Source organism: Dolosigranulum pigrum ATCC 51524, from assembly GCF_000245815.1.
GTDB classification, from domain to species: domain Bacteria; phylum Bacillota; class Bacilli; order Lactobacillales; family Carnobacteriaceae_A; genus Dolosigranulum; species Dolosigranulum pigrum.
The window spans coordinates 389,283-410,542 of sequence record NZ_JH601103.1; the positions used below are offsets into that span (position 1 = coordinate 389,283).

The 21,260-nt window shown below is 40.6% G+C and carries 19 protein-coding genes and 1 pseudogene; 7 read left to right on the plus strand and 13 right to left on the minus strand.

The window, feature by feature from the left end; translation table 11 throughout:
- Nucleotides 1-43: 43 nt before the first annotated feature.
- Entirely contained in the window at nt 44-556 is a 513-nt protein-coding gene (locus HMPREF9703_RS01810) for a hypothetical protein (RefSeq protein ID WP_040376789.1), read from the plus strand.
- Between the two features lie 217 nt (nt 557-773).
- On the opposite strand, the gene HMPREF9703_RS01815 is transcribed toward HMPREF9703_RS01810, so the two are convergent.
- A complete protein-coding gene (locus tag HMPREF9703_RS01815; protein ID WP_004635093.1) occupies nt 774-2,246 on the minus strand; it encodes an alpha-amylase in 1,473 nt (490 codons plus the stop codon).
- A gap of 142 nt (nt 2,247-2,388) precedes the next feature.
- Between HMPREF9703_RS01815 and HMPREF9703_RS01820 the strand changes: the two genes are divergently transcribed.
- Nucleotides 2,389-2,799 (plus strand): YtxH domain-containing protein, encoded by a 411-nt coding sequence (locus tag HMPREF9703_RS01820; RefSeq protein WP_004635094.1) that lies wholly within the window; start codon nt 2,389-2,391, stop codon nt 2,797-2,799.
- Between the two features lie 101 nt (nt 2,800-2,900).
- Here HMPREF9703_RS01820 and HMPREF9703_RS08550 read toward each other — a convergent pair whose 3' ends face one another.
- Together HMPREF9703_RS08550 and nagZ are read right to left on the minus strand one after the other, a co-directional pair.
- The gene (locus HMPREF9703_RS08550; RefSeq protein ID WP_004635095.1) at nt 2,901-4,514 is read right to left on the minus strand and encodes an alpha-L-fucosidase; all 1,614 of its coding nucleotides are present in this window, start codon (nt 4,512-4,514) and stop codon (nt 2,901-2,903) included.
- Between the two features lie 2 nt (nt 4,515-4,516).
- Nucleotides 4,517-6,091 (minus strand): beta-N-acetylhexosaminidase, encoded by a 1,575-nt coding sequence (gene nagZ / locus HMPREF9703_RS01830; protein ID WP_004635096.1) that lies wholly within the window; start codon nt 6,089-6,091, stop codon nt 4,517-4,519.
- A gap of 251 nt (nt 6,092-6,342) precedes the next feature.
- Between nagZ and HMPREF9703_RS01835 the strand changes: the two genes are divergently transcribed.
- The gene (locus HMPREF9703_RS01835; RefSeq protein WP_004635097.1) at nt 6,343-7,590 is read left to right on the plus strand and encodes a carboxylate--amine ligase; all 1,248 of its coding nucleotides are present in this window, start codon (nt 6,343-6,345) and stop codon (nt 7,588-7,590) included.
- Nucleotides 7,587-8,318, plus strand: coding sequence for an aspartate/glutamate racemase family protein (locus HMPREF9703_RS01840; protein WP_004635098.1), 732 nt, complete (start codon nt 7,587-7,589; stop codon nt 8,316-8,318). The genes HMPREF9703_RS01835 and HMPREF9703_RS01840 overlap by 4 nt, the downstream gene beginning before the upstream one ends.
- A gap of 61 nt (nt 8,319-8,379) precedes the next feature.
- Here HMPREF9703_RS01840 and HMPREF9703_RS01845 read toward each other — a convergent pair whose 3' ends face one another.
- From HMPREF9703_RS01845 to HMPREF9703_RS01870, 6 genes are all read right to left on the minus strand, one after another.
- Nucleotides 8,380-9,249, minus strand: coding sequence for an ROK family protein (locus HMPREF9703_RS01845; protein WP_004635099.1), 870 nt, complete (start codon nt 9,247-9,249; stop codon nt 8,380-8,382).
- Nucleotides 9,250-9,410: 161 nt separating this feature from the next.
- The gene (locus HMPREF9703_RS01850; protein WP_004635100.1) at nt 9,411-11,741 is read right to left on the minus strand and encodes a bifunctional metallophosphatase/5'-nucleotidase; all 2,331 of its coding nucleotides are present in this window, start codon (nt 11,739-11,741) and stop codon (nt 9,411-9,413) included.
- Nucleotides 11,742-11,934: 193 nt separating this feature from the next.
- Nucleotides 11,935-12,681 carry a 23S rRNA (guanosine(2251)-2'-O)-methyltransferase RlmB gene (gene rlmB, locus HMPREF9703_RS01855; protein WP_004635101.1) on the minus strand — a complete coding sequence of 249 codons (747 nt, stop codon included), beginning with the start codon at nt 12,679-12,681 and terminating at the stop codon, nt 11,935-11,937.
- Nucleotides 12,678-13,085 carry a Mini-ribonuclease 3 gene (locus HMPREF9703_RS01860; RefSeq protein WP_155800787.1) on the minus strand — a complete coding sequence of 136 codons (408 nt, stop codon included), beginning with the start codon at nt 13,083-13,085 and terminating at the stop codon, nt 12,678-12,680. Before HMPREF9703_RS01860 ends, rlmB begins: the two co-directional genes overlap by 4 nt.
- Entirely contained in the window at nt 13,075-14,511 is a 1,437-nt protein-coding gene (gene cysS, locus HMPREF9703_RS01865; RefSeq protein ID WP_004635103.1) for a cysteine--tRNA ligase, read from the minus strand. Before cysS ends, HMPREF9703_RS01860 begins: the two co-directional genes overlap by 11 nt.
- A gap of 271 nt (nt 14,512-14,782) precedes the next feature.
- Entirely contained in the window at nt 14,783-15,478 is a 696-nt protein-coding gene (locus HMPREF9703_RS01870) for a CPBP family intramembrane glutamic endopeptidase (protein WP_004635104.1), read from the minus strand.
- A 349-nt stretch (nt 15,479-15,827) separates the two neighbouring features.
- Between HMPREF9703_RS01870 and HMPREF9703_RS01875 the strand changes: the two genes are divergently transcribed.
- Both HMPREF9703_RS01875 and HMPREF9703_RS01880 read left to right on the plus strand, forming a co-directional pair.
- Nucleotides 15,828-16,163 carry a hypothetical protein gene (locus tag HMPREF9703_RS01875; protein WP_004635105.1) on the plus strand — a complete coding sequence of 112 codons (336 nt, stop codon included), beginning with the start codon at nt 15,828-15,830 and terminating at the stop codon, nt 16,161-16,163.
- 59 nt (nt 16,164-16,222) lie between these two features.
- A complete protein-coding gene (locus HMPREF9703_RS01880) occupies nt 16,223-16,774 on the plus strand; it encodes a hypothetical protein (RefSeq protein ID WP_004635106.1) in 552 nt (183 codons plus the stop codon).
- Nucleotides 16,775-16,866: 92 nt separating this feature from the next.
- On the opposite strand, the pseudogene HMPREF9703_RS08700 reads toward HMPREF9703_RS01880, so the two are convergent.
- The 4 genes and pseudogenes from HMPREF9703_RS08700 to folK form a co-directional block, all read right to left on the minus strand.
- Nucleotides 16,867-17,019: pseudogene (locus HMPREF9703_RS08700) on the minus strand (SDR family oxidoreductase); the annotation flags it as partial.
- A 702-nt stretch (nt 17,020-17,721) separates the two neighbouring features.
- Nucleotides 17,722-17,907: a hypothetical protein gene (locus tag HMPREF9703_RS01890; RefSeq protein ID WP_004635108.1), complete on the minus strand. Its 186-nt coding sequence runs from the start codon at nt 17,905-17,907 to the stop codon at nt 17,722-17,724.
- Nucleotides 17,908-18,193: 286 nt separating this feature from the next.
- A complete protein-coding gene (locus HMPREF9703_RS01895) occupies nt 18,194-19,150 on the minus strand; it encodes a 2-hydroxyacid dehydrogenase (protein WP_004635109.1) in 957 nt (318 codons plus the stop codon).
- Nucleotides 19,151-19,168: 18 nt separating this feature from the next.
- Nucleotides 19,169-19,684 carry a 2-amino-4-hydroxy-6-hydroxymethyldihydropteridine diphosphokinase gene (folK, locus tag HMPREF9703_RS01900; protein ID WP_004635110.1) on the minus strand — a complete coding sequence of 172 codons (516 nt, stop codon included), beginning with the start codon at nt 19,682-19,684 and terminating at the stop codon, nt 19,169-19,171.
- Nucleotides 19,685-20,341: 657 nt separating this feature from the next.
- On the opposite strand from folK, the gene HMPREF9703_RS01905 reads away from it, so the two are divergent.
- On the plus strand, nt 20,342-20,644 hold the full coding sequence (locus HMPREF9703_RS01905; protein ID WP_004635111.1) for a hypothetical protein: 303 nt from the start codon (nt 20,342-20,344) through the stop codon (nt 20,642-20,644).
- Nucleotides 20,645-21,260 lie beyond the last annotated feature (616 nt).

The window sequence follows — 21,260 nt, forward strand, 5'->3', positions numbered from 1 at the left end:
CTAATCATTCACTCATTAATAAATAACCGAAAGGCAGGATATGATGGCTCTCATTAATTATAAACAAGCACAACTATTAGAATATTCACTGGAAGTGTTCAATGCAGCACTCCGCGTCAAAAACTATACCCAAGAACAAACATTTGAACCATTAACGATGGTCTTTAAAGATGATGCGGATATTTTTACAGCTCATTCATTACGATACAAAAAACTGGGCTCATTTGCATGTGGTAACTTTGATGCTAACTCACTGCATGTCAATGAAACCCAACATGACTTTAGAGACTGGGAAACCGAACCATCACTGAAACATATTCGCCATAAAATTGATACAATAACTAACAGTGACAAAAATATTGATAAGCTATTAGACTATCCAGAATATTTAATGGAATTCCTAGTCGACTTCGTACACACTCACGAAAACCCGATCGACCAACCCCGTTATTGGTATAATTACCGCTCACTCAAGCATAACATTACATTTGATTTTAAAAAACATATTGATGGCACAAAATACGAACCCATTAGTATCATATACCAAAGTGAATAATCTAATGAATGAACGACCCACCATAGAATAACTTATATCACCTAAAAAAAATCGCAATGTACCCAGCCAACCGCTGCTGAGTTCATTGCGATTTTTAGAATACTACAACTGCTGAGATGTGTGAGAGTTTTTCTTCTCTCGCACCTTTTGAGCTCGCTCAGAATACACCTAGACGCACGACAAAAACTAATTGATCTAAGTCATTTAGATATTTATTCTAGGCTAACGTAGACTGTTGCTTGTCTTCCGGCACCCAGACTGAAATTGATCCGCCATTAACCGGGAAGACGGCTGTACCATCTTCTTCAATCGTTATCTTCTCTTCACGGTGACCGACTAGATCGGTATATACTTCTCCCGCATGGTGCTCTCCAACAGACATCTGCTTCGCATTCTCATCACCACTAGAGATCACCACCGCACACCCACACGGATGCTCTGGCGTTCCCGCTCGTGTAAACCCAATACAGCGCGAATCATCCAGGTACTTCTTCATCTCTCCATAAGCATATTCCTTACGCGCATACATCAAGCACTCCAAACAGTCCCGATGTCCCTCATACTCGATATTCTGATACCCATAATAATCCGGATAATACACGCACGGATAACCATAATCACTCAGTAGAATAATACCATACGCAATCGGCTTAAACCATGGCTCGATGAAGCTCTCCAATGACTGCCCTGGCTGCGAATCATGATTATCAACGAACGTAACGGCATGCAAGGGATTATCTCGGTAAAGTGTCCCATCAAACAGCTGGCACAGATCATATGCATCTGGATTCACCGATGCCTCATGCAACCCGTAATGGAACCGTACATCCATCAGATGAATATCATAGCCATGTTGAGCCAAATAATGATTCAATGCTTCCGGATCCTGATCCCAATACTCCGCTACAAAGAAAAAATCTTCTCCAAACTCTGCTCTCACATAGTCCACCAATTCATCCATAAAACTCGCATGAATATGCTTCACCGCATCTAGGCGAATCCCATCAATCCCAGTCTCTTCGATGAACCATTTAATCCATGCTTTCGTTTCTTCAATAACTTCGGGATGATGATAATCTACATTGGCAAACATTAAATAATCATAGTTCCCAAACTCATCAGATACCTCACCATCTGCTGCCCAACGCTTGCCTTCTCCAACAATGCGATAAACACCTGACTTCCCCGTCTTCACATCCTCTGAAACACCTGTAAAGTGATACCAATGCCAATGAAAATCTGAATAAGTTCCTGCCCGTCCCGGAAAAGTAAACTTCGTCCATGATTCAATCTCATGCTCATCACTAATATCTTGATTACGATTCTGTTCATCTACCTGTACAGCTGGGAAAGTCTCTGTTGCATCTGCTCCCGCTTTATGATTTAACACGACATCCGCATACGCTCGGATTCCATACTTATGTAGCTCCTCAATTGCTGCTAACAACTCTTCTTTCGTTCCGTATTTCGTCCGTGTCGTCCCCTTCTGATCGAACTCCCCTAAGTCATACAAATCATATACACCATAACCAACATCATCTTGATTCATCGCCTTAAAACAAGGCGGAAACCAAATCGATGTCACCCCAATCTCACTTAAGTGTTTCGCTTCATTCTTTAACCGTTCCCAATGCTTGCCATCATTGGCTAATTCCCACTCAAAATACTGCATCATAATCCCATTTTGCATTTTAAAACGCCCTTCTGTAACTTATTAATACATATCATAACAAAAATTTAAATTTTTTCCCATTTATAGTTTTCTATTAGGAACTTTTCAGTTATAATGGAGACAGCATTAACAAAATATTATACAATTAGGAGGGCACATTATGTCATTTTCATCATTTATTAAAGGAAGCTTATTCGGTGCTGGATTAGCATTGTTATTTGCTCCAAAGAGTGGTAAAGAAACACGTGAAGAGCTACGTCAGAAATTCGAAGAGTCTAAAGAGGCTGCCAGTGAATACGCTGAATTAGCACGTGAAAAAGGTGAAGAAGTCGGAGCAGCTGCTTCAGAAGCATCTGAAAACATCCGTATTACTTTATCTGAGTCAGCAAAAGACTTGCGCGAATCTTTAAACGAAACATCTGAGCAATTAAAAGAAGACGCGAAAGATCTTAAAAAAGACGTTAAAGATGCGGCTAAAGACGTTAAAGAAGACGTTGAAGACGCAGCTGAAGATGTCAAAGATGAAGCAAAAGACGCTAAAAAAGACGTCGAAAAAAAAGCTAAGAAATAAGCATCAAAAACGGAACTCGGCTATTTAGTCGAGTTCTTTTTTTTGCGTTATATTTAAGTCACATAAAAAAGTGCCAACAAACTTATCGGCACTTTTTGTCATTATTTATTTGAATGATAGCTTAACTTCATCTGATCAATCTCAACAGCGAGATCTTCATAGGGCACATGGGTTGTCAGTAACAGTGGTGTTAACCGATCAAACACCGGGAATGGACCATATGTGATTCCTATCAAATTGCTTCCCATCATATCATAATAGGCTGTTCCCACTTGCAAGCGGTACTGCTTATCCGTTCGAGCTTGGCCCTGAATTGTTACGTATACACTATCTGCATCTGTTTCGAGATAGATTTCTTTTTTCGTATTCATCCGCTCTAATGTGGTATAATTCCCATCATCAGCGTATCGGTAATAATTTTTCAGTTGATCGCCACTAATCTGGGTAGCCTCTGTGCAGTGATCAGGTCGAATCATTAGCTGACCATCCAGTTCAACTTGAATAGTCCTTACACCCAGATGCTGCGTAGCTTCTGGCAGTGAGAAAGTTAGTTCTTTATTTTTGCAAGATACATGGACTGGATCGCCACTCTCTATTAAGGTCGCTGCTCGTACCGAATTCGCGATTCCACTAATCGTTACATCCTGTCTATCTGTGTCAAAAATATGCACATAAAGCATGTCATCCTTCGCTGTCAACTCTCCCCAACTTGGCGCAGATAACTGAGTTCCACTAGTCCCAAACAAGCTCTGGCCATGTTTATCCAACCACTGACCAATTGCTTCTAAAACTTCCCGCTCAAATGGTACCAAGCTCCCGTCCCCTTTTGGCCCAATATTGAGCAAATAATTCCCCCCACGAGCACGAACTGCGATAAGATTCTGAATCAATTGCTTCACCTTACCCGTCAGATCCTCACGCACTTGCCACGAACGATAGCCCCACGTCTCATGATAAATCGATGCCGGTGTCTGCCACGGTCCATCCAGAGCTTGAGCTGGAATTTGATTATCTCCTAACGTCCGAAAATCTCCCTGATTATGCCAAATCCGACCGTTAATCGCACAATTCGGCTGAAAATGAGCAACCAATTGCTTCAAGCGTTGACTCTGCTCCAACGTCGGATAGCCCATATCGAACCATAATTCAACAATCTCACCATACTGAGTCAAGAGTTCTGTCAATTGTGCTTCAATATAATGGGCCAAATCAGATGAAATCCGATTATTGTTATCATAATCATAGTCATGACCCGCATGCCAATCAACTAATGAATAATATAATCCAAACTTCATCCCCTGACGTGCACACTCTTCCGCTAGCTCTCCAACAATATCTCGCTGTCCCGCCATATTATCCACACTATTGTATGATGTCGTCTCCGTCTTCCACAAACAAAACCCATCGTGATGCTTACTAGTTAATACAATATAGCGCATCCCCGCCTGCTTCGCTAATTGAACAATCTCTTGTGGATCAAAATGCTCAAGCGTCATCGCCTGAGCTTGATTCAGATACGCTTCATCAGGAATATCGGCCCACATCTTAATCTGTTCACTATAGCCTTGCTTAACTGGCTTGCCTTTATATTCCCCACCAAACGCTGAATACACGCCAAAATGAATAAATAACCCGAATCCCAATGTTTGCCACTGCTTCACTTTCATATCAGATGAAGTGGGACGAATGCCTTGAATGCTCATCTGCTCTACCATGTTTATTCCTCCACTCTAACTGGACTAACCCCTTCCAACTCACGTCTACCTATAATTGCTTCTAGAGCTGTCTTAACCGCTTCTGCTGAATTTTCATACGTATTAATCCAGCGCTCAATGTGCTGGAACTGACGCCCGACATACGGCTGCTTTAATCCGATGAGATAAACTGGCACTTGCTGGGCTATCCGGCTTATCAACTCAGCAAACGCACTCCCATCAGCTAAACTCTTCACCCCAATAATTACGGCTTCTGCCTGGTCTACTTGTTCTCGCAATGTCGACTCATCGAAGGCTTGCTCATCCACAACAGCTGTCTCTACTTGAGAAAAAATAGTCTGCGCTTGGCGGAATAATAATGACTCACCATCTTGCGTATCTTCGGCTACTGTATCATGATGATCAATGACATCAATCACGAATACAGCTGTATCGGTAGGGATGGATTGACCTGCCACCACCTCTGTCACCGATTGATGATAAATATCACGTGCCAATGCTTGCTTCTCTTCTGTAAAAAATGATTCACTCGAATAATCCACAGTAAAGGTTATATTTCGGCGCTCAATTAAGTCTTGAATGCGAGACTGGGCTGTTGTTAATCTCTCAGTTGTGATCTGACCCGCTTCGACAGCTTGATAGACTTGTTCGAGTGCTTGAATTTGCTCCTCATACGTATGCGAAACAATCAACATATCCACACCAGCTTGCAACGCACGTACTGCTGCTACAGCTACCCCAAATGTGGTTGAAATAGCTCGCATCTCCAAACAGTCCGACACCACAACCCCTTGATACCCTAGTTCCTCGCGCAATAAGTCTGTCATAACCGCAGAAGACAATGTTGCAGGGGTCTGACCGTCTGTTTCAAGCGCATCGAAGACAATATGAGTCGTCATAATAGAATCGACATTATGGTGAATCGCTTCAATAAATGGCTTCAATTCTACCTCGAAGAGTCGCTCGCGCCCGTGAGAAACATGCGGCAATACTAAGTGCGAATCTACACTTGTATCCCCATGACCTGGGAAGTGCTTCACAGAATGAACAATGCCACTTGCCTGATACCCCTGAACCGCAGCTGTAGCGAAGGAAGCCACTTTTGTCGGATCTTCTCCGAACGATCGCACATTAATTACCGGGTTGTTGGGATTATTATTCACATCCAACACCGGTGCCAGATTCCAATTAATCCCTAATGTTAATAAATCTTCTCCGGTCGCCTTAGCCACATCGAAGGCCCGAGACGGTTGCTCTGTTGCTCCAATCGCCATCGCTCCCGGATATTCCATATATTGACGAGGAATCCGCTTCACTGATCCATTCTCTTGATCAATCGCAATTAACAACGGTTGCTCATAACCAGCTGCTTGCGCCTCCGCTTGCAAATCCGACGTCAACCGTCTAATTTGCTCCAGATTAGCCAAGTTCCGCGCAAATAAAATAATGCCCCCCACATGGTACTCATGAATTAACGACTTCACCTGTTCATTAACCGTCAACCCATCAAACCCTACCACAAATAATTTCCCAACTTGCTTTCTCAACTGATCAATCATCTCATCACTCACTTCCATATAGTTATCTCTGATAGCTCTTACATCTATAGTATATCAAATAATACCAAAAGAAAATAATAAATCCTCTAAACAATTATTTAGGAACACACTTATTTTTCCTAAATAACATGCTCCACAACACATAACAACTAACTGATTTATTTGTATTTTTTTAAATAAAGCGTATAATGAATATGTCTTATTAGTTGTTAGAATAGGTAAGTTAATTTTATAAATACACAATATTATACATGAACAGGAGTGGTTAGGTGGGCCAAGATAAACGAATTCAACCGATATTATTAGGAAGTGACTTTAATGTCTATGGAATGGCGCGGGCTTTCCACGAAGCTTACGGCGTGAACTCGATTGCACTCGCCTCAGCACAATTATCCCCAACGAAATATTCTTCTATTGTCGATGTCCGTCCGCAAGCTGGTTTTAATACACCAGAAACCTTCATCAAGGTCATGCGGGACTTTATCCACAATCATCAACAGGATACCGATACGGCTTATATCTTAATTGCATGTGGTGATGGGTATGCTGAGTTGGTGTCGATGTTTTTGGATGAGTTATCAGATTTCTTTATCTGTCCTTATATCTCACATGACTTGCATCAAAAATTAGAAAACAAAAAGGATTTTTATGCGTTATGCGACACATATGATATGCCTTACCCACAGACAGTCTTCGTTGCTGCAGAAGAGGCTGGTCAGATTGATCAACTTGTTGAAGAATTACCGTTCGATTATCCAATGGTACTGAAGCCCAATAATTCGATCTCTTACTTAGAAACAGAATTCGAAGGGAAGAAGAAGGCTTATTTCATTGACACAGCTGCGGAGATGAAACAAGTGCTGAAGCGCATTTATACAAGTGGTTACCCGGATGAGATGATTATTCAAGATATGATTCCTGGTGACGATACCCATATGCGTGTGTTGAATGTCTACGTCGATCAACATCACAACGTTCGGATGATGAGCTTGGGCCATGCTATTCTAGAAGATCCTGCACCAGCTGGCGTGGGTAACTATCTTGCTATCTTGCCGGACGAGAATGATGAAATCTGTCGCCGGATCAAGCATTTCCTAGAAGATATACACTATACAGGTTTTGCCAACTTCGATATGAAGTACGATAGTCGTGATGGACAATATAAACTATTCGAAATCAATCTTCGTCAAGGGCGCAGTAGCTTCTTTGTCACCTTGAGTGGTGAGAATATGGCCGCTCAAGTCGTCAATGATTATGTAAAACAAGTTCCTTTCGAAGCAACGACTTATGTAAAGGGAGATGCTGTTTGGTTAGGAGCACCGAAGTCCTTAATTACGCGCTATGTAGATGATGAAGCGCTAGTCAATGAAGTCAATCGCTTATATAAGGCCGGTAATTACGGGTATACAGCCCTTTATAAAGCAGATCGTTCTCCCTTACGTTGGCTTCAACAAACCTATTCATTGTACCGTTATTACTCGAATTTTAAAAAATATTTTAGGAAGAAGACGTTATGAGAAATTTTTTTGTTATCTTAGGAGGTATGGGGACGTTAGCAAGTGAGAGCTTCGTCCACCAACTGAATCAACAAACCCCAGCTACGTGCGATCAAGATTATTGCAATTATATCTTGGCAAATCATGCGACGATTCCCGACCGAACAGATTATATCATCGGTAAGTCGCAAGATAATCCCTTAGATAGTTTGCAAGAAGATATTGAACAATTATCTGCACTAGCACCAGAGTTTTTTGTCTTGACATGTAATACGGCTCATTACTTCCATGATCAACTGCAAGCAATGACAGACATTCCGATCTTGCATATGCCACGTATTGCTGTTCAGGCGATTCCATCTGAACTACCGCATTCAGCTGAACATCCGCTACGTGTAAGTGTGCTTGGTACTGAGGGGACTATGAAGATTGGCGTTTATCAGCAAGCTGTCGAAGCACAAGGTTATCAATATTGCCCACCAAGCGTCGATTTACAGGCAAAAATTACTCACCTCATTTATCATGAAGTCAAAGGACACAAACGCTTGAATGTCGCCTTACTAGAAGAAATTATTCGTCAAGCTCAGACAGAGTTGAACTGTGATGTGGTTATCTTAGGCTGTACCGAACTCTCATATGTCTATGCTGAGACAGACTGCTTCGGTGGCAATCCTCCCCTGCCAATTATCGATGCACAAGGTGAACTCGTCACTGCAACCCTTGCTCGCTACAAACATCCTCATCACTAAAAATAGCTAAATAAGCCTACTCCCTATGTGTTGGAGAGTAGGCTTATTTTTAGTTTAGCTATTATTTTTGTTCTTGCTTAAAGTGATAGACCGCACCGATTAAATTAGCATCATTCTTAAAGTGGCAGGTCTGCAGATTAGGTCGATACGGGAATAACAAGTTATACCGATCAACTAAGTCATACATAGTGTCATATAATGAATCAATTAAGTCTGGCTTATTCGAAAAACCGCCACCGATCGCAATAATCTCCGGATCAAACACAAATGTCAAATTGTATAAACCTCTAGCTAGACTCTCGAATTGATAAGCAACTTCTTCTATTGCAACTGCATCACCTTGCTCGGCCTGTTTGTACACCTCTGTAGCCTCTACAGTCTCGCCAGTACGATTAGCATACCGCTTAGCTAAGTTCACAGGGCTACCAGACTGGCTCCAATTATCCCCAGCCTGACCAACTAACATCATTCCGAATTCTCCCGCTGACAAGTTCGCTCCGCGGTATAACTTCCCTTGGTGAATAAGCGCGCCACCGATTCCCGTTCCAATGACGACCAACAGCATACTATCGGCATCTTTGCCCACACCACGCCAATATTCCGCTAAGGCCGCACAGTTCGCATCGTTCTCAATCGTCACAGGCAACCCTAATGCATATTCCAGTTCATCAAAGATTGGAAAAAAGTGAATGTATTCAATTGCACTCACGCCAACAATCTGTCCTAAACGCTTATCAACCGTTCCTGGCGCCGAAATCGCAACCCCTTCCAAGTCATAATCAACTGCGAACGATTCTTTAATCTCAACCATCGTCTCTTTCATCTCAGCCCACGTATCTGGTGTAGCGAATGACTGAACTGTGATGCTCTCATCTGTCCACACACCATATTTTACTGATGTTCCTCCAATATCGAATGCAAGAATGGCCATTTGAATTCCCCTCACTATTATCTGTCTCCTCTATTATAAGGGAAATCCCGTGAAAACGATATAGCTAGATGGAAATTTCTATCCGTTGAACCCAAAAATCCCTCACTCTACTTTAGAGTCAGGGATCGGGGATTATTTATTTAATCATTCTTAATGAGAGATTAGTCTTTTCGTGCAAATTTTTTCGTACCTAATCCACTAACTAATGACGTTAACCCAATTAAGCCGAGTGCCCACGCGCCGGTTGCGGTATCTGGTAGACGTACACCAGCTTTCTTTTGCTCTTTTTCTTCTTGTAATTTTTCTTCGACAAGAGCTTCTTTCGCAGTTGAACGTCCTTCAGCTGTTTTATCAGTTGCTTTTTGTGTGTCTTGTGACTCTTGAGCTTCCGCATTGTTTACTTGTTCCTCTTGCGTTGGCTGTTCAGTTGCTTGTTCCGAAGCACCTTCTGCTGGTTGATCGGCAGCTTTTGCTCCGAGACGTGTGAAGCCTAGTTCTTGTAAGTCTGAATCTGTTAGAGCTTTATCCGAAATCGTAATTCGGCCATCAACTTTAGGGTTAATCGGTCCTTTTTGTGCCTTAATATGGTTAATAACCGCATCAGAGAAGAGTTCACCTGATACATTTGCAATCTCATATTTAGTGAACATATCATAGCCATCACCACCTGCTAAGGTGAAATCACTGGATGCCACAGCGTACGTACGGTCCAAGTCAAGTGGTTCATCCCCCACACTAACCCCTACAATACGATCTCCAACTGGTCGAGTCAAATCAACGGCAACCTTCATCCCAGAGATCTGTAAGAAACCACCGTTCTGCTCTTCTGGCAATAGGCGAACAGAGTGCTCTAGTGCATCTTTAATCTCGCGACCAGGAATGTTAATCGTCTCGACGGTGTTAATGAATGGTAAAACCTCAATCACACTACCGACTGTCAACTCACCAGATGCCAAGCTTGTACGAATACTTCCGCCATTAATCAAAGAAATATCTGCTCCGGAAAACTCACGAATAGCATCTGCGACAAAATTCGCTAAGTTCGTTTCACGTTTACGCACTGCATCACGTGCTCCATTCAAGTCAACACTAGACTCTCCGATGACTTCATTTAATTTCTCATCCAATGATGCTTTGAACTTATCTAGCATCGCTTTTACTTCTGGATCTTCTTCGACAGTTTCACGCTTAATATCATCCGTATTCCCTACTGTTGAACTTGGGAGAACATCTAAGATATTTTCTTGTTTTCCGCGATTATCTTTCAATTCAAAATTTTCCTCCAAAGTAATTGTCTCTGCTGTTTTCTTCACTAGATTTCCGTCTTCATCAAAATCTAAGTGCACCAAGCCAATCATCTTCCCATATTCCCATGCCTGCGACACTAAGGTATTACCCACCATCTCGCCACCGATAACAGGCGTGTGTGAGTGTCCACCGATAATGACATCCAGTTCAGGAACTGCTTGGGCAATTTTTTTATCAATATTGTGCCCGACGTGAGTGAGTGCCACTAGATGACTGAATTGCTCACTTAATTGTTCGACTTGTTTTTTAGTGGCTTCAATCTCATCTGTAAAGCGAATATCTTCTACATTTTTCGGGTGAGTAGTTGTTGGAGTATCTTGGGCCGTAATCCCAAAAATCCCAATCTTGCGTCCAAACACTTCCCATTCGACGAACGAATCAAAAACTTGTTTGCCAGTATTCTTGTATTCCACATTAGACGAAATCGTCTTGAATGTATTCTCTTCATTGTTGGTCAACTCCAAGAGACGATCTAAGCCATAGTTGAACTCGTGATTGCCTGGTACGAAGGCTTTATAGCCTAATTTGTTCAATAAATCTATCGCATTTTTTCCTTCCGACAAGTTCGTTTCATTCGTTCCGTGAATGGTGTCTCCCGCATCTACCATAATAAATTCATCGGCAAGTTCACGATATTTATCAGCCAATGTCTTCACATGAGCAAATCCTAAGTCATATCTAGAATCTCCCTTTGCACTTAAACGCCCGTGAAAATCATTCGTGTGCATAATAGTTGCCCGGCGGTATTTTTTCTTTTCTTTGTTATCTTTATTCTCGACTGGTTTTGTTTGTTCCTGATTAGCTGGTTTTGTTTCTTCTTGATTGGATGCTTTTTCCTTATCGGTTTCGGCTTTTTCATTTATTTCTTCTGTCAGAGTGGATACCGCCTGTGTATCTACTGTGTCTGCTTCAGTTAGAGGAGTTACTTCCTCTACTTCACTCTTGTTATTCGGTGTTACTTGTGCTTCAAGTTCAACTAATGCTTCTTCGTGTGTTTGATCATTTGCTTCTTCCGGCGCTAATTTATCGGTTGTAGCGGATTCCGTAGACTGGTTCTCCACTTCTTCTTGAGCACTTACTGCCTGTGCTCCTAACCCCACAAGTCCTCCTAAGACCGTCACTGTCACGAACTGTTTCTTCACCTTGCGCAACACTTTTCGGTGCACTCGCTCCTGTTTGAACATCCAATCCCTCTTTCTAAGTTTTATATTTAACTCCTACCCCTATTATACCGCAACCGCGTACAAATGAAACCTTTTTATGAATAAAAATCATATAATAATTGTTATTCATGTGAATTATTATAGAAACTCATCCTAGAATAGCCAAAAAAGCCCGACCACTCTATATAATAGAATCGTCGGGCATTCTGCTGTATTAATCTAATGGATTTCGCTGGCGGTATACTTCATACATTAAGATTGCACTAGCGACACCGGCATTCAAACTCTGGACGTGACCTGTCATCGGAATCTTCAAGACTTCATCCATATTTTCCTTCACCAGCCGGGACAATCCTTCTCCTTCGTTGCCGATCACTAACACAATCGATCCTTGCGTATTCCACTGGCGATAATCTTTGCCGTTCATGTCGGTACCGAAGAACCAAAATCCTTCATCCTTGAGCTTCTTGATGGTATTATTCAAGTTACTAACGCGAGCAACGGGTACGTGCTCGATAGCTCCCGTACTTGCCTTCGCTACCGTACTAGTTAGTCCAACTGCACGCCGATTCGGAATAATAATCCCATTAACGCCAGCTGCATCAGCGGTCCGCATAATTGATCCTAAGTTATGCGGATCTTCCACACCATCTAGCATAATAAAGAACGGCTCATCCGTATCCTCTCGCGCCTCTGTTAGCAACTCATCCAAACTATAATAATCAACCGGGCTTGCCGTTACGACAACTCCTTGATGATTACCCCCATCTGACAAACTATCCAATTTCGACTTCGGCACAAAGCTCACCTGAATCCCACGAGCTTTTGCCAAATCAAATAACTCACTAATTTTGCCCGAACTGAGCCCATCTTGCAAAAACACCTTATTCACATCACGATCTGATTGCAACACCTCTCGCGCCGGATGCCGACCAATCACAAATTCTTCTTTCGAACTCATTCTCTCATCTCTCTTTCATCAATCCACATTAGACACTGCCGTACTAACTCTTGCAATCGGTCAAGTTGATTGGTTAAATATAACCACCCAATCATTGCCTCAAAACCCGTCGAATAACTGTACGCTCGGTGACTTGCGTTCTTCGCTTTCGTCTTCGATTTACTATTGCGTCCCCGCTTAAAGTAAATCTCCTCATCCGCGCTTAATCGCTCTTCTGCTAAGAGCCAATCCATCACATCCGCTTGATTTTCCGCTGAGACATAACGTTTGGCTTTCCTATGCAATTCATTCGGCTTCGTATCACCTGCCACCAACAAGTGCTCACGGACGTACACTTCATATATCCCATCACCCATATATGCCAGTGCCAGCCCATTCAGAAGCGCTGCTTGTTTACTCTCCATCTGCATTCACCCGCTTGAAGCGAACACCTTGAGCCGTATCTTCTAGAATAATTCCTTGCTCACTTAGCTGGTCACGAATCTCATCTGCACGGGCGTAATCTTTATCTTCACGTGCTTGTTCACGCTCATCGATTAAGTTCCGAATGTCTTCATCTAGCAAGGTCTGCTCACTCGTCAGATCTTCAATTCCAAAAATGTACAACCGCTCCTTCAGGTCAGCTAGCAACTGATCTAAGACAGCACCTGACACCATCGCTTGATTCATATAGCGATTCAAGAAGCGAACCATGTCATAGATATCACTGATTCCATTCTGTGCTTGGAAATCCATATCCATATGAGCATTGAAGCTATCAAGAAACACTTGCCACTCATCAAGGACTTGTCTATCATCCGGCAACTGACCACTCACATCCACCGCTGAACGCAAACGATACTCAGCATTCTCATAAGCCGTCTGAATCTTCTGCAAATTCACCTGTGCTTCTTCAATCGCTGCCTCTGAATAGTTAATCGGCTTACGATAATGAGCCGTCGCTAATAAGAAACGCAACACTTGCCCATCGAAGTGCTCTAACAAGTCACGCAATAGCTTAAAATTCCCCAGCGACTTGCTCATCTTCTCTGAATCCATCGTCACAAACCCATTATGCAACCAATAATTGGCAAATGATTGCCCCGTTTTCGCCTCTGTCTGAGCAATTTCATTCTCATGATGAGGGAACTGCAAATCTTGCCCACCTGCATGAATATCAATGGTATCACCTAACTCGCGTGTCGCCATGACAGAACATTCAATATGCCAACCTGGGCGTCCTTTGCTCCACGGAGAATCCCAAGACAACTCGCCGTCCTTAGCTGTCTTCCAAAGCGCAAAATCAAGCGGATCTTCTTTCAGCTGGCTGTCAGCTTCATCTAACCGCTCACTGGCCCCCGCTAACAACTCATCCACCGAAATCCCGCTGAGCTTCCCATATGATTCAAATTCACGGGTCTTGAAATACACATCCCCACCGGACTCATACGCATAACCTCGCTCGATTAACGCTTCATTGAACGCAATAATTTCATCAATATTGTCAGTCACAGTTGGATGAACATCTGCTTGGGCAACATTCAGCGCTCCCGTATCGTCATGATACGCCTGAATGAACCGCTCTGCCAATGTTCTCGGCTCTTCACCCGTCTCACGTGCAGCCCGTAAAATCTTATCATCCACATCCGTGAAATTACTAACATAACGAACTGCATAACCCCGGAACTCCAAGTACTTCCGAATCGTATCGAACGCTACCGCTGCCCGCGCATTCCCGATATGAATATAATTATACACAGTCGGTCCGCACACATACATCCGCACCTTTCCCGGCTCAATCGGTACGAACTCCTCCAACTGTCGACTTAATGTATTATATACCTTCACCACAATTCCCCCAATCTCCCTTTCATTATATCACAACCCCACCTGTTGAGAAAGAACCAGATTGCACTCACTGCTATGCCTACTCTACTTCTTATTGCAACAATTATAGCAGCATTTTTTCTTAAGCATACTCAGCAATCTACTCACGGGGTTAAATGCTATAGTTGGCGGGAATAGAGTATCTGAATTGCAAGAAGAGATGCAATTCAGATAATCATATGTTTTGTTGTATTTAATTTGACAATGAAGGAAACCCATATTCTGTGCAATTTAATTATTGATACTGATACCAACGAATTACTAATACAGAAGTGTTGATTAACACATGTGCAATCATAGCGGGGTAAATCGATTTGCTCTTCAATGTTAAGATAGATAACCCTATCCCTGTTATAAAACTTTGAGAGATGATATCACCATAAAACCAAGCAAATACAACAGAAGTCCCAAGTATAGCTATCCATTGGGGAATATCTTCTTCAACTAATTGACCTAGAAAGCCTAATCTAAACGTCATTTCTTCTAGAATGGGGCTGAAAATCAACGTATTGAGCCCTGTTATACTGGCTGCAAACATGCCTTCCTCAAAAAAGAAACGATCCTGGATAACACGTGAAGATTCTTGAGGTCCAGCTGCAATGTGTTGTTTCACATATAGAAATACAAGTGATAGTACAAATATAATGATATATCCACCAATACCATAACCCCATATTTTTTTACTAAACACTGAATGATCCATATACGTATTATTGACTGAACGATTCCACCGCTTCAACAACCAAAATATAATGATAAATGCGATAATTGTATAGGCTAACTTTATAATATTAGCAGTAGTTCCTTCCGGGAAAGTTGGAAATAAACGTTCCGCAAATGCCCCCAATGAAACAAAATGTATTAAAATCGTAAACAGCAATGATAATGCAATTATTTTAATAATAGATAGACTTTTCTTGATAAACTCCATCTGTATATCTCCTTTGTATAATTACTTTATTGTCAAATTTAAACCCGTTCTATTTCTCTGATATATTCATTATGCCATATATTGTAAATTTTTGGGACAATTTACCGTGAATTGCCTGTTTTCAATCCGTGAATACTAGAAGATTTTCGTGGAAGCCCTCAATTTATATCTATTATCTGTAGTAACCATCATATTGCTCGTATTTCCAGATAATTAACAGATTGTTCATTTTTCGTTTACCTAACAGCAACGTTTCACTGTATTCATATTTTTAAAAATCTTTATTATGACAATACAATAATAATTAGTAATATCACTTGCTCTTGTAAGTGCTTTTACTGTAAGATGAATGCGTGAGGTAAAACAAGCCCACCACATTGCTGAGGGTATTAAAGTCATCTACAATGAAGATAATCGAGCCGATCACCTGCGCACTGCGATGCAACGCCGAGATTTTGTCTCATGTATGGCAGGGGAAATTATTGGTTTGCTTCCCGGATCCCAAATTATTGACATTTATAATTTGTTCACCAATGATTTACGATCATTGATAGTAAATGAAGCTTGGAATCAAGTAGCCAATATTTTAGCTGACTTACTTATTGATGCTGGACTCAGCTTCTCTGTTAGTCGAATAGTAGCTGAATTGGGTGTCGGCGCAGCAAACTGTGCATTTTTTGAATAATTAACCCGTCCATTCTCCCTTGTATACTACCTTTTATTAAATAATATAAATTGGAAGTGATGACAATCGAACAATTTTTCTACGACTCAACAATTGCAAACATCATTTTATTAATTGGGCTTTTCGGCCCCCTTATTCATGTAGTGCGAACTGTACACCGAATTAATCAAATAACTGTCTCTGGAAAATCTAGTCAATGGAAGCGTCGCTTGAACATTGGATATATTATTTTTGCTGGAATCGTTGGTGTAGTCTATGCAGTCCTTCAGAAAAATTACTGGGAATTATTACTAGGTCTAGTTATTGTAGTCATTGTTGCCCGATGTATCTCTGTATTTAGTTATGGTTTCTCTAGACATGGTGTTTACTACGAATCAAAAGTACTTTTCCCATCATATGGCTCAAAAGGTTATTTTTTCCCAATACGGAGCATTCAATTTGAAAGATTTGATAAAATCACTGAGTTGGGTGACTACTCGCTGATTAAAGAACAGGATCAATTGGTATTTAAGTTCCATGACCACTTTAACGAAAATGAACTGATATTTGATCTGAAAGACAAAGAAAAAATTGAACGTATTTTATCAAATCACAACATGATCGATGCATAATAAATATTGCCCAAGAACTTCTAATGAAAAAGTCTTGGGCGTTTTTCATATAAAAGCACCCCAGCAACTAGAGAGGCTTATGATTGAGTGACTTAATCACTGACAACATCTGGAGTTTCTGGCAGTACTTGACCATCATCGATGACCAAGGCTTGGCCCGTGATATATTTGCTCTCTTTGGCAGCGAAGAACGCTACTGCTACACCGATATCTTGCGGTTCTCCGAGTGTTTTGGCTGGAATATAATCAGTTGCTTCATTAGATTAAAACCTATCATAATACGACACCCCAACCTCCTTTATATTCATTTTATCTCTATCTATGTTCTACCATGGTTATAAATCGCTTTTAAGTGTTTCCAAGATTTCCACTTCTTCTTTATGTTAATGATCTGATAAGAGCAATTTATTGAATTTTTAAAAGCACCTAGCTTTTTGCTAGATGCTTTGTAGGTGGTGGTAAAAATAATCAAGTAGGCGGCTAGCCTGAATGTCACTACATTTTTCACTTAATAATACACCATGATGAATAATATATTAATCATCTGATTTTCTTTTATAATAATCCCATAGACTTATAAAAAAGTAATACAATAGTAATGGGATAAGTAAATCTACCAAATCATTCCAAGTGCCTTTTCGAATCAAAAACACCCAAGTAATAGATCCAAATATCCACCAAAACGGCAAACCTATATAATGTGTTTTGAAATTGTTTTTATCTATTCTCATAAAGCACATTTTCCCCCTATAAATTCATACAACTGCTAACAACACCTTTATCAGTCAGATACAAGCGTGGAAAACAGCTCCTCCTCTCTTATTGTGCTATTATTCTCAGTGAATCCACTACAATTTCATTTTATATTATAATCCACCTTTAAAAACATAAATCCCATATGATTATTCGATTAACTAAAGGCACTCCGTGTTCGGAATGGCTTATCATCATTCATCGAAGAACTTTTTATATCCCCAAAATAACAGCCCAATCACAACAACCACTCCTACTACCACAATGGCAGTTTCTCCATAAGTTGAGACTCCAAATAGTGACCCGCTATATCTGAGAAGTGCCAACAATACCATCGCAATAATGAATACCCAAAATATCGGTGATCTTTTTTTATTCATAGTTTTCATCCTCCAATAGCCCCATAAATCTACACTCTCTTAAATATTGCAAGTTCTTGCGAGGATAATGTATTTTTACCGATCCAGTCAATTTTTTAATGGCTTTATCTATAAGTTTTGAACTCCACTCTTATTTTAATCTCAAATACAGTTTACCACATATATATATCGTTTTTAAATTGGTTTTTGCTTATATTTTGACTGTAATACACGGGGATACATAACAGCAAAACAGCATCTCCAAACCAGAAGATAATCTAGTCCAGACATGCTGTAGTCGTCTTGCTTAGTCAACCATTATATTTTTCTCTTCACCTTTTAGATAACTAATCGTCGTGTCGAAGACGATTTCGGCACGGTTAATCATCGCTTCATCAGTCAGGTAGGCGACGTGCGGGGTTAAGATCGCGTTCTTAGCAGACAACAGCGGATAATCGCTTGGTAGCGGCGGTTCCATATCGAAGACATCGAGTCCTACGCCGGCAATCTTCTCTTCATTCAACAGTTCTGCCAGCGCCTCGTTGTCAACAATCGGACCACGTGCACAGTTGATTAAGATGGCATCTTCGCTCATCAGTTCCAACTTCTCACGCGAGATAAGCCCACGTGTCTGATCATTATTCGGAACATGAATGGTGATAATATCACTGCGCTTCATCAATTCATCTAGCTCCACATACTCAATCCCTAATTCCTTCGCCTGGTCACGCTCACTGCGGCTGTAGGCAATCAACGTCACCCCAAATGCCTTAAATAACTCAGCTGTCTTCAGCCCGATATTGCCGGTGCCGATGATGCCGACTGTCTTGCCGTGGAGTTCGCGCCCTTGGACTTGTCCAGGAAATTTGTCACTACGGATAGCTTGATTCCCCCCAGAAATCTGACGGTACACATCCAAGGCTAAGCCAATCACTAACTCAGCAACAGACTGGTCCGAATACCCGGCTGCATTCGCAATCTGAATCCCCAACTCCTTAGCAGTCTTCTGGTCAACATGATCAATACCGGTGAAGGCGACATTAATTAACTTCAAGTTTTTCGCATGCTCGAACGCTTCTCTCGGGTACGGATTATTGGCAATCATGACAATATCTGCATCTTCACTGCGCCGAGCTAATTCATCACGGTCCGTCGTCTTCTCCGGGTAATAGATAAATTCATGTCCCAGGTCTTCAATCGGTTGAGCTAATTCGTCAATAAGGTCCTTGCTTACATTCAATGGTTCTAATAAAGCAACTTTCATGCTATCCTCTCCTTTATTCTAATGATTGTATAAATCGTCTAATTGACCCATCTGATGAACATCTGCCAGCTCACTATCAGCTAATTGGTTGGTTAAGTCTTGGACGGTCTGGTCTAGACCGGGAATCATCAACTCTCCTGCAATCTCCTGCAGTGGCACTAAGACGAAGGCCCGCTCCTGCATGCGCGGATGGGGGATAATCAATGTCTCATTATTGATCTGTTGTTGACCGTACACCAAGATGTCCAAGTCAATCGTGCGTGGCCCATTCTTAATGGTCCGAACACGCCCGAGTGCTTGTTCAATCTGATGTAAGGCATGCAATAAATCGCTCGGTGATAAGGTTGTCTGTAGTGTAGCCACCATATTATAAAAATCATCTTGAGCTGTATAGCCTTTCGGGGCGGTGTTGTAGACGTTGGATATTTTGGCGACGGTAATGCTCGGGTGTGCGTTTAGTTTCTCAATGGCTTGCGATAAGTAACTTGCCTTGGGTTGAATATTGCTGCCAAGTGCGATGTAGACGGTATGCATAGTGAACCAACTCTCTGTATAATCTCACACTCATTTTACCACTGCCACCTGCCTATTGAAAATAAAACGTTTGCGTGGCTAGTTTTATGAAAACACTTTAAATCTGTGGCATAATTTGTGTGAACCTTATTAACTGTCCACATTGGCTACATCCTAGGAGGGATTTTCATGAAGAAGCTAATGATCTTATCTTTGAGTAGTGTATTACTATCTAATTCAGTTCAAACTGTTGTCCTTGCTAACAAGAGTGATACCTATGTTCATACGGAGAAAACTTCACCATAACTACGACTCCGAAAAAAACAGTAATTATCCAAAAATTTATAGAACTATTGAACGAATTTAAGGGGAATCTATTATGGTCTTTTCCTTCAAGTTCAAAAAATATTCTATCGAACTCAAGCAAAAATTAGCTAGCCTACTTCTGAAACCACTATAATTTCTGCATTAAACAAACTCCCCCTCTTCTTAGAGGGTTGATATAGGATGATTGTACCACAGATGACCCTTTTAAATTTCTATTTTAATTTTACAATGAAGGTATCTAAATATTTGTTTTTTGAATTTGTAAACGTTTTAATTGAAATATATTCGCTTTATATTATATAATTTTGTTAATAGGTATTAGCTATATAGTTAATTAAGGGAGTGAGATCTATGAAAAAATATGAAAAAATTTTATTTAGAGCTTTTTATCTTTTTATAGGTTCATTGTTCTTTATAGGATATTGGTATTTTGTAGAAGAATATATGTCTTATTCAGCTACAAAATTTCCTATGATAGTATTAACGACATATCTTTTTGTTAGTTTGCCAATTTTTCCATTTTCGGTTGATAGAATGGAATTCAAAGATGATTATGGTATTAGAATTCATAGAATTATATTACCTGTTTTATATATTTTATCACCTGTAATTTTAATTTATGATATTTTGAAAAATAAAAACTGGAGGTGCTAAAGAATTTGGAATTTGTATTTTAAAGGATCAAGTAGGACCTTATCTGGTGATGTTATTGGTTCTATAGCTAACTATTTAAAAGGCGAAGCTTGGGATAAGGCGGCTACATTGATATTAAAGTATGTTGGATTAACTGGTAAGAAACTAAACGCTGGAATACTTGAAGCTGGATTAGCAGCATCGGCCTTTGGGTGTCGTGGAGAATTGTAAAATAATAAAAATAATTGAGGAGCTCTTAATTATCGGGGCTCTTTTTTTACCAAATGGGGAGGCGTAGTACCCCCATACACGGCATCAAATTAGCAGCTATCTCAAATTACTTTTTTACAAATTTGACTTTCCAAAATCAGTTGATATAATAACAATATAAACGGATAATTAAATAAAAAGGAGAGATGTGCTGTAAAATGAATAACAAAAAATTTAAAACACTTTTTATACACATGCCAATATCTTGGATTTTGAGGTTATACATCTTTTTTTAATTAATATTAGTCATCTTTTTTTATAAAAACATATAATTGAACTATACAAATAACCGTTAATACATAATTAGAAAATTTCTCAAATTGATGTGACTCAGGAAAAATAAATACATTAAAAATGAAGTAAAAAA

Coding starts and splice junctions, on each gene's coding strand:
- HMPREF9703_RS01810 (WP_040376789.1), top strand. CDS start 44: ATGGCTCTCATTAATTATAAACAAGCACAACTATTAGAATATTCACTG.
- HMPREF9703_RS01815 (WP_004635093.1), bottom strand. CDS start 2,246: ATGCAAAATGGGATTATGATGCAGTATTTTGAGTGGGAATTAGCCAAT.
- HMPREF9703_RS01820 (WP_004635094.1), top strand. CDS start 2,389: ATGTCATTTTCATCATTTATTAAAGGAAGCTTATTCGGTGCTGGATTA.
- HMPREF9703_RS08550 (WP_004635095.1), bottom strand. CDS start 4,514: ATGGTAGAGCAGATGAGCATTCAAGGCATTCGTCCCACTTCATCTGAT.
- nagZ (WP_004635096.1), bottom strand. CDS start 6,091: ATGGAAGTGAGTGATGAGATGATTGATCAGTTGAGAAAGCAAGTTGGG.
- HMPREF9703_RS01840 (WP_004635098.1), top strand. CDS start 7,587: ATGAGAAATTTTTTTGTTATCTTAGGAGGTATGGGGACGTTAGCAAGT.
- HMPREF9703_RS01845 (WP_004635099.1), bottom strand. CDS start 9,249: ATGGCCATTCTTGCATTCGATATTGGAGGAACATCAGTAAAATATGGT.
- HMPREF9703_RS01850 (WP_004635100.1), bottom strand. CDS start 11,741: ATGTTCAAACAGGAGCGAGTGCACCGAAAAGTGTTGCGCAAGGTGAAG.
- rlmB (WP_004635101.1), bottom strand. CDS start 12,681: ATGAGTTCGAAAGAAGAATTTGTGATTGGTCGGCATCCGGCGCGAGAG.
- HMPREF9703_RS01860 (WP_155800787.1), bottom strand. CDS start 13,085: ATGGAGAGTAAACAAGCAGCGCTTCTGAATGGGCTGGCACTGGCATAT.
- HMPREF9703_RS01870 (WP_004635104.1), bottom strand. CDS start 15,478: ATGGAGTTTATCAAGAAAAGTCTATCTATTATTAAAATAATTGCATTA.
- HMPREF9703_RS01875 (WP_004635105.1), top strand. CDS start 15,828: ATGCGTGAGGTAAAACAAGCCCACCACATTGCTGAGGGTATTAAAGTC.
- HMPREF9703_RS01880 (WP_004635106.1), top strand. CDS start 16,223: ATGACAATCGAACAATTTTTCTACGACTCAACAATTGCAAACATCATT.
- HMPREF9703_RS01890 (WP_004635108.1), bottom strand. CDS start 17,907: ATGAATAAAAAAAGATCACCGATATTTTGGGTATTCATTATTGCGATG.
- HMPREF9703_RS01895 (WP_004635109.1), bottom strand. CDS start 19,150: ATGAAAGTTGCTTTATTAGAACCATTGAATGTAAGCAAGGACCTTATT.
- folK (WP_004635110.1), bottom strand. CDS start 19,684: ATGCATACCGTCTACATCGCACTTGGCAGCAATATTCAACCCAAGGCA.
- HMPREF9703_RS01905 (WP_004635111.1), top strand. CDS start 20,342: ATGAAAAAATATGAAAAAATTTTATTTAGAGCTTTTTATCTTTTTATA.